Origin of the sequence: Collinsella sp. TF06-26, from assembly GCF_002232035.1 — a bacterium.
Lineage (GTDB): Bacteria > Actinomycetota > Coriobacteriia > Coriobacteriales > Coriobacteriaceae > Collinsella.
In genome coordinates, this window is record NZ_NKXR01000023.1 from 1 (window position 1) to 14,360 (window position 14,360).

At 50.6% G+C, this 14,360-nt stretch carries 11 protein-coding genes and 1 pseudogene; 10 read left to right on the top strand and 2 right to left on the bottom strand.

All coding sequences use genetic code 11. The features are described 5' to 3' along the window. Positions 1-57: 57 nt before the first annotated feature. From CHY22_RS09540 to CHY22_RS09585, 10 genes and pseudogenes are all read left to right on the top strand, one after another. The gene (locus CHY22_RS09540; protein WP_089573648.1) at positions 58-1,014 is read left to right on the top strand and encodes a hypothetical protein; all 957 of its coding nucleotides are present in this window, start codon (positions 58-60) and stop codon (positions 1,012-1,014) included. A 208-nt stretch (positions 1,015-1,222) separates the two neighbouring features. Further along, the gene (locus CHY22_RS09545; RefSeq protein WP_089573649.1) at positions 1,223-3,697 is read left to right on the top strand and encodes an N-acetylmuramoyl-L-alanine amidase; all 2,475 of its coding nucleotides are present in this window, start codon (positions 1,223-1,225) and stop codon (positions 3,695-3,697) included. Between the two features lie 820 nt (positions 3,698-4,517). Beyond that, complete coding sequence (locus tag CHY22_RS09550) at positions 4,518-5,657, top strand: glycosyltransferase family 4 protein (RefSeq protein WP_089573650.1); 1,140 nt, start codon at positions 4,518-4,520, stop codon at positions 5,655-5,657. Between the two features lie 105 nt (positions 5,658-5,762). After that, positions 5,763-6,950: a glycosyltransferase gene (locus CHY22_RS09555; RefSeq protein WP_089573651.1), complete on the top strand. Its 1,188-nt coding sequence runs from the start codon at positions 5,763-5,765 to the stop codon at positions 6,948-6,950. 16 nt (positions 6,951-6,966) lie between these two features. Then, complete coding sequence (locus CHY22_RS09560; RefSeq protein ID WP_158551213.1) at positions 6,967-7,773, top strand: glycosyltransferase family 2 protein; 807 nt, start codon at positions 6,967-6,969, stop codon at positions 7,771-7,773. A gap of 25 nt (positions 7,774-7,798) precedes the next feature. Continuing rightward, on the top strand, positions 7,799-8,938 hold the full coding sequence (wecB, locus tag CHY22_RS09565; protein ID WP_089573653.1) for a UDP-N-acetylglucosamine 2-epimerase (non-hydrolyzing): 1,140 nt from the start codon (positions 7,799-7,801) through the stop codon (positions 8,936-8,938). Then, a complete protein-coding gene (locus CHY22_RS09570) occupies positions 8,939-10,171 on the top strand; it encodes a lipopolysaccharide biosynthesis protein (protein ID WP_089573654.1) in 1,233 nt (410 codons plus the stop codon). It begins immediately after the preceding gene. Between the two features lie 45 nt (positions 10,172-10,216). Further along, entirely contained in the window at positions 10,217-10,909 is a 693-nt protein-coding gene (locus tag CHY22_RS09575) for a glycosyltransferase family 2 protein (RefSeq protein WP_089573655.1), read from the top strand. Positions 10,910-10,913: 4 nt separating this feature from the next. Beyond that, complete coding sequence (locus CHY22_RS09580) at positions 10,914-11,234, top strand: DUF2304 domain-containing protein (RefSeq protein ID WP_089573656.1); 321 nt, start codon at positions 10,914-10,916, stop codon at positions 11,232-11,234. Between the two features lie 16 nt (positions 11,235-11,250). Then, positions 11,251-11,385 (top strand): annotated as a pseudogene (locus tag CHY22_RS09585) (NAD-dependent epimerase/dehydratase family protein); the annotation flags it as partial. 225 nt (positions 11,386-11,610) lie between these two features. Here the strand turns inward: CHY22_RS09585 and CHY22_RS09590 are convergent. Together CHY22_RS09590 and CHY22_RS09595 are read right to left on the bottom strand one after the other, a co-directional pair. After that, entirely contained in the window at positions 11,611-13,191 is a 1,581-nt protein-coding gene (locus CHY22_RS09590; protein WP_089573658.1) for a hypothetical protein, read from the bottom strand. Between the two features lies 1 nt (position 13,192). Further along, entirely contained in the window at positions 13,193-14,194 is a 1,002-nt protein-coding gene (locus CHY22_RS09595; RefSeq protein ID WP_089573659.1) for a glycosyltransferase family 2 protein, read from the bottom strand. Positions 14,195-14,360: the final 166 nt, after the last annotated feature.

Consider the following 14,360-nt stretch of genomic DNA (forward strand, 5'->3'; position numbering starts at 1 on the left):
AACGCGTTGCGCTGAGTCCTGAGGCTGTTGCAATGAAGATGAGAATCAAGGCATGGCGTGTTGTACCCTTCGGGGCGTATTGCCGTTGCCGTGTTTTTTATAATCACGGTGTGGTACCTGGCCGACGCGCAACTGACACTTAAGGGCCAGCTGCGAAGAGCTTGGACCCTGCTGGGGCAAATGCTCTTTTACAGTGTGCCACTCGTCCTGTTCTTCGGCGTGTTTAAGGCGGGGGACGGCCTGCAAGCTGAAGAGCTGATGGCTGCCGTCTTTGCTCCGCTCGCCTCGCTGTGGTGGTTTCCTACGGTGTATATTCTGCTGATTCTTGTAGCGCCCTATCTGTTCGACGGGTTGCGCGCCTTGACGAGCCGGCGGCTGGGTGAGCTCTGTATGCTGCTGGTCGTGCTGTATGGGGTCTTGCCCGTTGTGCCGTATTCGACAATTGGCGGCTTTGTTTCCTCCCTGACGGGTCAGACGGTCGTGATCGCGTGCGTGACATGTTGGTTTAAGTGGCATTATCGCGGTGGGGCGGGTCCGAGGGTTTTGGTGCTGCCCGTTCTTTCGTACGTTTCTGTGTACGTTTGCTACTTTGTGGCTCAAAAGGACGTGCTCCTTTTGAGCGCTTTCGCTTCCAGCGTATACGGATCGGTGGTGACTAATCCTGCGAGCCTCTTGTCGCTTGCAATCGCACTTCCGGTGTGCTTGTTTGTCTTTAACGTTCAACCTGCGCATTGGCCTGCTGTCAATTACTTGGCCACGTTGTCGTTTGGCGTGTACCTTGCCACGGATAGCGTGTACATGCAGGAGCTGCTGTGGCAGAACTTGCTTGTGTTTTCCCACTGCCGCCCAGCGTGGGGGCTGCTGTCCGTAATGCTTGTGGTGACTGGCGTGTATGTTGCCGCGTCCTGCATCGAGGCGATTCGACAGGTTCTGTATCAGGCGTTGTTCAAGCATCCGGGTAGGGTGTTTGATGCTTTGTGGGACAAGATTGCAGGGGTTTCTTTGCCAAGGTAGGCCATTGTTGGGTCAAGCCCTAAGCGGTGTGTAAATTCGCAATCGCGGTTCTCCTACGCTGCCTTCCTCGGCTTGGTTCCGATAATGGGGTAAAGGTGAAATTTGGTTAACAGTAGGTCAAGTAATCCAATTACAATTATTCGAGCTCTATTTTGTTTTGGTTAAACTTTACTTTTTAGATTTACGTTAATTTGTTGGGAGTGCATATATGAAAAAGGTTCGTTGCGCAGTTGCTAATTTGGTTACCGCTGTTCTGGTTTCCTCTTCATTTCTTGCTCCCGTTTCGTCGGCCTATGCACTTGAGTTTTCCTCACTCTCAAATAATGAAGCCGAGATCTCTAGCTCCTCTAATGAAGCCGAGACATCTGGTTCCTCTTCATTTTCGGATTTCGTTTCTGAGCCTGCTGAAAAGACCGCCGAAGCCGACTCTTGTAATTCAGAAGTCGAATCGGCCGCTCAGTCGGCTCAATCTTCCGATTCCTCCTCTGTCGATGTCTCTTTTCAATACCTGTACATTGCGCAGCCCTCTCTTTCTTTGGGTGCTATGCAAGAGGCGGCGTTCGCAACTGCATCTGATTCTGATGTTTTGACCTCTGCGACCCTATCATTCGTCAGCAATTCTGGCGAAAAGCGCTCCGTTGAAGCTTCGGCCTTCTCTGGGAATGCTGCGGGCTTTACATTTGGACAAGATTTGTCGGTAGCGCAGTATTTTTTAACCGGTATTACGTATCAGGCGAAGGATTCGAACGCAATCTATTCAGTGGACCTCTCGTCTGAGGATTACGGCTTTAACGTAGTCAATTCGTCTTCTTCATCTGATTACGTTGACAATTCCGATGATATGTCGGTCTACTATGCCGATGAGAACGGCAATCCTGTCGAGGCTTTCTCTATTGAAGAGGCGCTTTCCGGTTCTGAAGGTGATAGCGGCATTGCAGCTTATAGCGTCGATTCCCGTTCAGCTCGTAAAAATGTTCGTGTGATCGCACTTGATGCCGGTCACGGCGGATCCGATCCTGGTGCTCAGGGTAATGGAAAGAGTGAAGCCGACCTAACTTGGAAGATTGTTAGCGCGTGTAAGACCAAGCTTGAGAATTATGGATTTAAGGTGATTCTCGCTCGTGAGCAGTCGGGCAGCTACGGAAGCAACGACTTCCTTTACCGTGTTCAGCGTTGCGTCAACCAGGGCGCTCAGGCCTATATCAGTTTCCATATCAATTCAGGTTCGTCCGCAGCTCATGGTGCCGAGGTATATTCGCCTACCGTGAATGGGGCTGACTATACCCAGGTTTCGTATGAACTAGCCCAGAAGGTTCAGAACAATCTTGTTGCTCTCGGACTTACAAACCGTGGTGTCTTTCAGATGCAGGTAGGCGACGAATTCGCTGTTATTCGTTGTGCTCGTGAAGCTGGAATTCCCGGTATTTTGATCGAACACGGATTTATCTCCAATTGGGGCGATGCGAACAGGTACTTTAGTGATGCCGGGTGCAAGCGTCTTGGAGAAGCCGATGCGGATGCCATCATCGCGCAGTTCCCCAAATCATCTTGGCTTGATTATTCGTCTGTTTTCGATGCCGACTACTATCTCAATAAGTATCCAGATGTTAACGAATGGGCAAACGGAAGCAAAGATAAGGCCCTGGATCACTTCATCAACTACGGCATGTCGGAGGGCCGCCGCGGCTCCGAGGCGTTCGACGTGCAGAGCTACTACAATGAGTACCCCGATCTCCGCGCCGCCTTTGGCACCGACCTCGCCAGCTACTACTCGCACTACCTTATGTACGGCAAGAAGGAGGGGCGCCACGCTACCGGCTGCTCGAAGCTCAAGGGCCTCGTAACCAGGGCGGGCGGCGTGGACTACGCTCCCGTCTACGACCCCGAGTACTACCTCTCCCGCAACGGCGACGTCGAGAAGGCCTTCACTAAGTCGACCTACGGCGGCGTGACTATGGTCGACGACTCGGCCGTCCTGCGGCACTTCATCAACTACGGCATGTCGGAGGGCCGCCGCGGCTCCGAGGCGTTCGACGTTTATAGTTATAAAACGAGATATCTCGATCTTAGGAAGGCTTACGGAAGTAATTTAAAAGATTATTATCTTCACTATCTCGAATATGGGATGAAAGAGCACCGTAATGGTTCGAGCATGACTGGATTTGAGGGCTATATAATGTCCTCGTCTTTCACTTCTTATGAGGCTGCAGCCGCTCATTACAGCAGGACTGTTGGGTCGCAAACTTTTCCAACAAGCGTGTATAAAAGCAAAGGTAGCGCCTCTATTGATGAGTTTTGTAAGATTCTTTACGAAGAAGCCTCATTTGAGGGAGTATGTCCTGAAGTTTTATATGCTCAAGTCATGAAAGAGACGGGCTATTTAAGATTCGGAAATTTGGTCCAGGCAAATCAGTGCAATTTTGGAGGTGTTGGAGCCACCGGCCCTGGAAATCCTGGATATACTTTTTCTTCCGTTAGAGAAGGGCTTAGGGTTCAGGTGCAGCATTTAAAAGCGTACGCAACGACTGAACCTTTGAATAATCCGTGTATTGACCCACGCTTTAATCTAGTTTCCCGTGGGTGTGCTCCCAAGACAACGGACCTAAATGGACGTTGGGCCATTCCCGGCAAGGGTTACGGCGAAAGCTTAAATGCAATTGTGCTTGATGTTTTATGCGTGTAATGGGTCTACATGAGTAATTGTCTTTCTCTGTACCACCTGTAGCGCGCTTGAGCACCGCTCACATCTGCGCCCGCGACCCACCGGCTCGCCGCCTATACGCTCGAGACGCCATACCGGTAGTCGAGAGAAAGGAACGGATCTTGGCGAGAAGGATGCCGGCGAGGGCGGTGCTCAGGCTGACGTCGTCGAACCTGTCGCTCAACGTGATCGCCGCCGCGCTGCACGCGTCGAAGGTCAGCGTCTCCGATGCGCTCAGGGCCGCAGCCGAGCGCGACGTCGCCTGGAAGGAAATGGAACGGATGAGCGCCGGGGAGGTTTACGCCCGCCTGTCCCCGGACCGCGTCCCAATCCGGGGCCGGTATACCCGGACCCGGATTGGGACGCGGTCCACGCCGAGCTCGCTAAGGTTGGCGCCACGTTCAGGTTCCTGCACGGCGAGTACCGCGAGGATGCGCCGCTCGGGGCGAGGCGGCCATGTCCTACGGCCGCTTTTGCAAGCGGTACAGGCAGTTCACGGTCAGCGGGAAGGTTGTGAGCAGGGTCGGCCGCAAGGCGGGCAGGAACGTGGAGGTCGACTGGTCCTATCCGACCATGCCCCTCGTCGACCAAGAGAGTATCTGGGTAACGGTTTTACGAGTAATCCCGTGACCGTCAGGTAGCAAAAGGACGGAGCATGAGCTCCGTCCTTTTGTTTGTAGGGCGGTCTGCTACCATAAACTATATCTTTTGCTAAGAGATTGGGAGCTCTTATGCCAAGATTCAAGCTCGTTCTGGCTTTTCTAGAGCGAGATAGAGATGACGAGAGAGTAAGACAGAATCAATGGCTGAAGCGCTGAGAATAGCAATCTTTTCCGCTCAATATCTGCCCCACATTGGCGGTGTTGAGTCCTATACCAGAAACCTCGCAGTTACGCTCATTGGCATGGGCCATAAGCCGGTCGTGGTCACGTGTAATTGCGATTCGCTGCCGTCTCGAGAGGTAACAGACGATGGTATTGAGGTTGTAAGGCTGCCGTGTTTTCCATTGCTTGGTGGCAGGTTCCCTGTCTCGCGTTTTGGAAGAGCTTATCGGAGCATGCTGAGGGCTCTTGATGGCGAGCACTTCGATGGCGTCCTAGTTAATACGAGGTTTTATCCCCATTCAATCTGTGGGCTTCGGTTCGCCAGGCGCCAGCATCTTACCCCCATCGTTCTTGACCATGGGTCACAGTATCTTACATTCGGAAACGCAGTGTTGGATGTGTTCGTTCGTGCCTATGAACACATAATTACTTCGATTGCCAAGCGGTTTCATCCAGTGTTTTGCGGTGTTTCTAAGAAAAGCCTGGATTGGCTTCGACAATTTGGTATTTCTGGCATTGATATCCTGCCTAACGCGATTGACGTTGATGCTTATTGCTCCAATGCCTCACACCGAGATTTTCGTGCCGAATTGGGCGTCGGGACGGATTCGATCCTTGTCTGTTTTGTTGGAAGGTTGATTCCCGAGAAGGGTATCGACTCCCTTCTTGCAGCCATGAAGCAACTGAATGAAATGCCCGTAAAGCTGGTGGTTGCGGGTGATGGTCCCCTACACGAGTTGATGGAATCTGCTCCTGAGAATGTCTCCTATGTTGGTCCTTTGCGTCCGGCGGATGTGTCGTCTTTGCTTCAGGCTGCAGACGTACTTTGCCTTCCTACGAGATCAGAGGGTTTTTGTACGACCCTTCTCGAGTCTTCGGCGTGCGGCACCCCGGCAATCATTCCCTTGGTGGGCGGAGTTGACGAAGTATTTGGCGAGGCAGATTGCGGGTTTTTGTTGGATGGCTGTGCTCCTGACCAAATTGCCGAAGCAATACGAGCGGCGTGCGCGTCGAAAGCGGAGACGCGGCGAAAGGGACGGCTGGCCCAGAGTAGAGTTCGAGAGTATTGTACGTGGGGCAATACTGCAGAGAGGCTCGTTGAACTTCTTGGTGCGTAGCAATTACGTTGGTGTTGCTTTTCCGTTGACTGAGGTTTGCCACGGTTTTGTTTCCTCGTTCGGATATTGTTTTCTTCAGAAGTAGGAGAATGAGTAGGTATAGTTATGCACGATATTCTTATTGTGACCTCAAGGAATGTTGTCACCTCGGGCGGCGAGTTTAGCCTGATTAAAAATAGAGCAGATGCGTTAAAGAATGGGTGGGGCATTGAGTCTGATATTGCGGCTCTTTGCAATGTTCGTTTGGGTGTTTCCGAGGGTGGTGAAGCTTTTGGTCCCGGCGTTTATGTTCGGCGGGATTTTATGAATCCTATGCAGCTGCTGTCGGGATATGAAGAGCTAATTACCACTGCGGAAAAAATGGTTTTGAGTGGCTCCTACAAGGCGATCATCCTCTCTGGCGTGGGGTTGTTTCGTTATGTCGACCGGATGAAGCGCGCCGCCGAGGCGTCGGGAGCTTTTGTATGTGCTGATGTTCATGGTTATTACGGCGACGGCTCCCTTCTTGCACGCGACGAGCCCCTCTTCCTTGGCTCATTCCACCGTGCCGCCGCTTTTGTTGAGAGATACGAGCAGCGTAAATATTTGCGTAAGTTCGATCGTATCTTTTGTGTTTCTCGAGCGTATCGCAGTTTCCTTTGTCGAGAGTGCGGCTGCAAAGAGGGTCAGTTCTACATTGTTCCGTGTGCGACGGGGGCGAAGCCAAGCTTTGGTCGTGCGGAGGAGCTTAAGTATCGAGAGGATTATAGGAGGAAGTACGGCGTAGAAGATGACGAGTGGCTGCTCGTTTACTCAGGCGGAGCTTCGTCGTGGCAATGCCTTCCGCAAACTGCAGAGTTGTATCGCGAAATACTGAAGAGGCGTGGGGCAAAGCTACTTGTTTTGTCTGGTGACATTGCTTCTGCACGTGCCGCAATTGGTGATTGTGACGACGTTGAATTCGATAGCTTCAAGCCATCTGACCTCCCTAGCGTGTTCTGTGCGGCGGACTTCTTCGTGATGTTGAGAGAGGACGTTCCAACGAACCACTTTGCTTACCCTAACAAGTTCTTGGAATACGTCGCGGCGCACAGGCCGGTAATCACTACTCCTTACGTTTACGACATTGCCGAAGAGATTGATAGACATGGTGTTGGACTTCTGTATAACGGGGATGTGGATGATCTCGTTTTGAAAATGGACAATGCGGTATGCGACAGGGATTCATGTGATCGCCTGGTGCAAGAGGTTTCTTTTGCAAATTCCCTCATCCCGTTTGCCAGGGATCTGGGGAGCGTTGGGTCCAGTTGCTAAAGTGAGCGGGTTGTCTATGCTTATAACGGTTTTTACCCCGACTTATAATCGCGCATATATCCTTCCTAGGCTATTCGAAAGTCTGAAAAGGCAATCTTTTCGAGATTTCGAATGGATAATTGTTGATGATGGAAGCACGGATGACACGCGAAAGCTCGTCGAGGCGATGCGGCAAGATTGTCAGGTGATATTTCCTATCCGCTATTTTTTTCAGGTCAATAGCGGAAAGCACGTTGCATGGAATAAGGGTCTTGATGAGGCGGAGGGAGCCTTGTTTTTCCCGGTGGACAGCGACGATTATCTAACCGATGATGCCTTGGAGCGTATTGGGGAGAACTGTGAAACCGTTATGTCTAACGAGCGCCTGATGGCCTTGTCGGGAGTTCGTATTTTTCCGGGCAACAAGCTTACGGGAGGAATTCTTCAAGACAATGTGGGTTCGTACATCGATTATTCGTCAATTGATCGCCGGTCGAAGGGGATCACGGGTGACCTTGCCGAGGCCTTTGTGACGGAACGGTTGAGGAGGTATCGATTCCCGGTCTTTGAAGATGAGCGGTTTGTTCCTGAAGCAGTTGTCTTTAATAGATTCAGCAACGATGGATATCTAATTCGCGGGTACGCCTTTCCTCTCTACGTGTGCGAATACCTTGCCGATGGCTACACGAAGAATACTGATCGGTTGCTCATTACGAACTGGAAGGGATATCGCCTTTACGTTTCAGAGTTGATGCATAGCAAAGTCGGAATAAAGGCAAAAGCCATTCCGTTTTGTGGATTTATATACCGTTCGTTATTGAGACTGCTTGGTTTGTACAAATAGGTTTGAGTGAAGTATGGAGTGCAGCATGAGCTCTTTGTCAAAGAAGACGGTCCTGTTGGTATTTGGAACAAGGCCCGAAGCAATCAAGATGTGTCCTCTCGTAAAGGAGCTGAAGAACCGAGCTGGCCTTAACGTGAAGGTTTGCGTTACCGGCCAGCATCGCCAGATGCTCGACGTGGTCCTTGAGGAGTTTGGGGTTGTGCCCGATTTTGATTTGCACGTTATGAAACAAGGACAGACTTTGTTCGATGTTACCACTGCTGTTCTTAATGGCTTGGACGGCGTGCTGGATCAGCTCAAGCCCGACATTGTGCTTGTCCACGGTGATACAACGACGTCCTTCGCCGCCGCACTTGCATGCTTCTACAAGGACATTCCCGTAGGTCATGTCGAGGCGGGTCTGCGTACATACAACATCCACTCACCGTATCCCGAGGAATTTAATAGACAGGCAACCGGCATACTTGCCGCTTGGCACTTTGCGCCAACTGAAGCAGCTCGCAACAACCTGCTTTCTGAGCATCGGGATTCCAGTCGAATTTTCGTGACGGGAAATACAGGCATTGACGCGCTTCGTACGACGGTGCGCGATCATTATTCGCATCCCGAGCTTGATTGGGTTGGAGATGGGCGCCTGATCTTGATTACGGCTCATCGTCGAGAGAATCTTGGCGAGCCCATGCACCACATGTTCAGGGCCATTCGCAGGGTTGTTGAAAAGCATGATGACGTGCGCGCTGTTTATCCCGTCCATTTGAATCCTGTCGTTCGCAAAGCGGCTCATGAGGAACTGGACGGCTGCGACCGCATTCATCTAATTGATCCTCTAGACGTGGTTGATTTTCATAATTTCATGGCCCGCTCCTACTTGATTCTTACCGATTCAGGCGGCATTCAGGAAGAGGCTCCGGGCTTGGGTAAACCTGTTTTGGTGATGCGTGACACGACCGAGCGCCCTGAGGGCGTTGCGGCGGGTACGCTTAAGCTTGTTGGCACAAGTGAAGAGGCTATTTTCTCAACATGTTGCGACCTCTTGGAGAATGAGGAATCATATTCCCATATGGCTCATGCCAGCAACCCGTATGGTGACGGTCATGCGAGTGAACGAATCGCTGATGTTCTGGAGAAGGGGCTGCAAAGTCTCGGGGAAGCATTGGTTCGGTAGATGAGTGAGGTTAAGCAGCTCTCTCTTAAACAGAATATGCTTTGGAACTCGTTCGGTTCCATCGTTAACCTTGCTTGTCAATGGCTGATTACGATTCTGATCGTTCGCCTTGGTTCTGGTTACGAGGCATCCGGCGTTTTCTCTTTGGCAATGTCCATCTACAACATCTTTGCCCCTATCGCTCAGTATCGCATGTATACGTACCAGGTCTCAGATGTTGAGAATGAGAATACGACAGGTGAATACCTGGCGTTTCGGTTTTTCACTTGCGGAGTCGCGCTCGCTCTGTGCACCGGCTATTCGCTGTTTACATGCGAATCGGGAGCGCTTGCAGCTATTCTGCTCTATGCCGTCTACAAGTCTATTTCCTTGGTTGTAGACGTCTTTCACGCGTGCGATCAGCGCCATCATCGAATGGATTACATCGGTAAGTCTCTGTCTTTTCAGGGGATTCTATCTCTTGTTGCCTTTACCGTAGTGTTTGGCTTATACGAATCGCTCGAGGCGGCGATAGTTGCAATGACCGTTGTCGTGATCGTCGTTGGTGCTGTCTACGATATACCAAGGACCCTTCAATTCGGCCCATTGGCCCCAAGCATCTCGTTCAAAAAGTGCCTTCGACTGGCCTTGAGATGTCTCCCCATCGTTCTTGCGTCCATTGCCGCGGCGTCAGCATCTTCGATTCCAAGGCAATACCTTGTTGGTGTTCAAGGGGAGGCTACTCTTGGCATTTATGCTGCCGCAGCTGCTCCTGTTGCGCTTATTCAGACGGGCGCCTCCTATATCTACAATCCTCTTCTAGGCTATTTTTCGGAGAGTTTTGCTGCTAGGGACAGGAAAGGCTTCAATGCGCTTTTGACAAAGGCGACGGTCGGGATCGTTGTTCTGGGGCTGGTGTGCGCTATTGGAGTAATGGTTTTAGGTGAACCGGTTCTTGTTCTTGTGTACGGGAAAAAGATGTCTGGCTTTTCATATCTACTTTCTCCGCTTGTGGCGCTTGCAATGCTTACGGGGTATATGTGGTTTGTAAACGATTTGCTAATGGCTATCAGAAACTTCCGGGGTGCCTTTGTTGGGAATGTTGCTGCTCTTATTTCCTCTCTCTGTGCCTTACCTTTAATTGGTCTGTATTCGATGGATGGTGTTACATATGTCTGTCTCATTTCTGCTTTCTGTGGAATAGGTTTCATGGCAACCGCGTTAGTTATTCAGCTAAAAGGCTACTGGAAATAGTACGTGACGCCTGAATCACGTTTCGGAAGATAAAAGGTGGGGTGGATGGATAAGCATCAGCGCTTGCTGGTTATTATTCCAGCGTATAATGAGGAAGAATCGCTCGAGGCAACGGTTGACGAGTTGGCGTGTGTCGCTCCAAATGTTGACTATCTCGTAGTAAACGACGGCTCCAAGGATTCAACTGAGCGGATTTGTCGCGATCGTGGGTACAACCACGTAACGCTGCCAGTTAATTCTGGCCTCACCGTTGGATTTCAGACGGGCATGAAGTACGCGCTCCGCAACGGCTACGATTATGCCCTTCAGTTTGATGCGGATGGCCAGCATATGCCTGAGTACATTGATGAAATGCTCGAGACCGCTATTAATGAAGACGCTGATATAGTAATTGGCTCACGTTTCCTTCACGTGAAAAAGGAAATCTCTGCTCGAATGATTGGCTCACGCCTTATTACAGTCATGATCAAGCTGACTACGGGAAAGCGCGTAGCTGACCCTACCTCGGGAATGAGAATGTTTAGCAAGGAAATGATTAAGCGCTTCGCGCAGGACGACTCGCTTAACCCTGAGCCCGAGAGCATTTCGCTTCTTATAAAAAAGGGGGCGAAGGTGAGCGAGGTTCAAGTTGAGATGCGTGAACGCCAGGCGGGGGAGAGCTACCTTAATATCTCCAAGTCGATTGCTTACATGGCGCGAGCTTGCATCTCCATTCTTTTCGTTCAGTGGTTCAGGTGATTATATGTCTAGCATTTTAAGGGTCGTACTCATTCTGGGTGCATTTGCCATCTTATTCGTGATTGTGAAGAAGCTCCGTAAGGCTCAGATACAGGTTCTCGACTCCGTGTTCTGGTTGTTCTTTGCTTTGAGCTTTGTCGTGTTTGCAGCCGTTCCCCAGATTGCCTTCTGGCTCGCAGGGGCCCTTGGCTTCGAAAGCCCGTCGAACTTCGTATTTCTCTATGCAATTGCGCTGCTTCTTTATCGAGAGTTCTCCAACACGGTAAAGATTGCAGAGCTCAGACGTCGCGTGAACGCACTTGTTGAAGAGCTCGCCCTCAAGTAGCATGACACCAGTTTATATGTCCTTCGAACCCACCAACATCATCGTCACCGGTGGCTGCGGCTTCATCGGGTCCAATTTCGTGCACTACGTGGTCAACAACCACCCCGGGATGCACGTCACCGTCCTGGACAAGCTCACCCACGCCGGCAACCGATTAGGTCAGAGTGAAGTATGTATCCAAGCACATTGAAGGCCTTTAAAAACGCAATGAGCTCTTTATATTTGTCACCCTTTCCGTAGCGGGCTTGGTCGCAACGAGCTATGTATCTGGATTTGGACCTACTTGGCGAACCTGGACTATAGAATAATAAAAAGCTGCAACAGCCGTTGTTATGATGTGGAATTACTGGTCTAGAAAGAGGTTTCTCGGCGCAAGCTAAAACCCGCGGAGTCTTCCTCGGCCAGACAGTCCGTTTTCCGAGAATCGCTTCGCAAACACATCAACTAGGTTTCTCCATCCAAGCACCGCGAGCGCAATAAAAAATGGAGAATAGAGAAACAAATACCTGGCCCTGCACTCAAACAGCATCAAAAACACGCTGAGCAAGAACACCGAACATAAAACCACATACTCCGTCTTTGATCTAGGGAACTTGAGCCAGTTCAGACAGATACCGACCAGGACAAACATCCAGCAAAGCTGGGCAAAAACCTGGAACAGCGTGAAAGAGCCGTCTTCTCCAAAGAACTTTGACAGCGTCTTGTCAGAATGAGGAGTACTCAAAAAAAAGTTTCCTTCAGCAGCCCACGCAAAAGTACCGTCCGAATAGTTCGAAATAGTCTTCTGGACCATCAACTTCAAAACACCCTGGGGACCCAGAGACTCTAACCTCTCAGCCCACTTTTCGAAATTTGCATGTGATCTATCCTGTTGGCTACCAAATGAGGCGGAATAGATAACATCGTCTTCATAGTAGCACCCATAAGTCTCGTCATTAAATCCCATCATCAAGAAATGAGCCATCGAAAAGGATTTATCGGCGTCAATCACCGGACCCGCCTCCCTTGCGAGTGAGTTAGCGCCAAACGAGAGAACAAGAGCACATGTGATTGCAGCGAATTGAAAAAAGAGCGATTTGATTTGAGAGCACTCCAACTGCCCGTCAACGATAATCCTTCGACGACTTATCGCGCATGCAGCCTCTATAAGCACAATTGAGACAACAACGAAGATGGCCGTAGGCTTAATAAAGTATCCGACCACGCCGAAAAAGAGCATGCCGAATGTGCGTAACGGGCTTCGGCCAGTATTGTTGTACAGAAACAAGACCAGCGCGGGGCAGATAGTTCCATACGTATCCGAATAAGGAACCGCAATCCAAGGAGAGAAGCTCAAGTACAAACAACCGAACGCAAGCGTATAGTACCCAGGACCAAAACCCGCCAGCCTCGCCACAACAAAGGAGGTCAGAACAACAGCCAAAGTAACACACGCTGCTCCCACCACGTCAAGCATGAGGTATACGTTTTGGAATCCAATAAGTTGGCAAAAGTGGCCCACAGTCTTGAAGATGAAAAGCAAAAACAGCTGGTTTGGATAGCGCGAGAAATAATCCAGCGTGGCTCCCTCATCGGACAACCCCGACATCAGCACACCGACATCCCAGCCCGTCTCAAAATATATGCTATTGATTAGGCAGATTTGAAGCACGAAAACTACCACGGCCAATGAAATGCTAACGCGTCTAAACATTCGAAGACCAAGGAAGTCCACGTTCACCTTTGGCCGTCTCTTAGCCAATGCCACAGAGACAACGAGCCCCACTATCACAACCACAGCCAGACAAGGTAAAGAAAGGGATGCCTCCTCCCCTTTGCAGGCATAAGGCAGGCGCGGGGCAAGGAAAGCAACGGCAAGCAGGGCAAGCGAGAAATACGCCAAAGCGACACATCTGCCAAAACGCAAAAACCACGGAATCTTAACGACTCCACGTGTCGCAGAACAAGATTCGACCACGTTAGCCCCTTAGGTTTCGTCGGTTGCTTTCATACGTTCTCTTTTCGATTAGATAGCGCGGGCGACTCTTTGTCTCAAGATACGCTTTGCCCACATACTCGCCGATAACACCGAGGCTAAGGAGTTGCATGCCACCCAAAAACAAGATGACACAGATGGTACTCGTCCAGCCCGAAACCGTCGCCCCAGAGAAATAAGAGAGGATCGCCCAAAAGGTCCCCAATAGGCCAACGAGGCCAATTACAGCGCCCGCCGCGCTAATCAGGTGGACAGGCTTAATCGAAAGGCTCGTTATCCCGTCAACAGCGAGAGCGATCATCTTTCGTAGGGGATAGTGACTGTCACCCGCAACGCGAGCCGCGCGCGAGTACTCAACGGTTGAACTGGGAAGCCCAATCAACGGAACCATTCCGCGCAAGAACAGATTTGATTCTCCATATTCCGACAACCCATCCAGAGCGGCAAGGCTCAAGAGCCTATAATCCGCATGATTGAAGACGGTATCTACCCCCATCTCTTTCATCATGCCGTAGAAAGCCTCCGCAGTCATCCTTTTAAAGAACGTATCGGTAGACCTGTCGTTTCTAACGCCATATACGACGTCACTACCGTCCAGGTACTTTTCAATCATTTTAGATACGGCCGAGATATCGTCTTGCCCGTCGCAATCTAAAGAAATGGAGACGTCACAGTACTTACGCGCTTCCATAAGCCCCGCAAGAAGGGCATTCTGATGACCTCGATTTCTTGACAGTGATATTCCCCTGAAATGAGCATCGTCGTTTGAGAGTCTTTCAATGATGGTCCATGTGCTATCACTCGACCCATCGTCTACAAACAGAATGCTACTTTTATCACTTACGATTTCGGCCGAAATCAATCCGCTGAGCTCAGACAAAAACGTTCCAGATGTTTTCGGCAAGACAGCTTCCTCATTGTAACAAGGAATGACCATCCACAAAATCGGCTTCGGGGACGGAGTCTGAGTATCTTCGCATCGCATGCACTTGCCTTTCACGGACAAAACGTTCAACGAAAAGTGATTATACCCCACCTCGCGGCGCAGCCCCGGTGCTAGACTCGCCATCTCCTGCCGAATCAACCATGGTAAAAATCCCCTTGATTCTCATCTTCATTGCAACAGCCTCAGGACTCAGCGCAACGCGTTG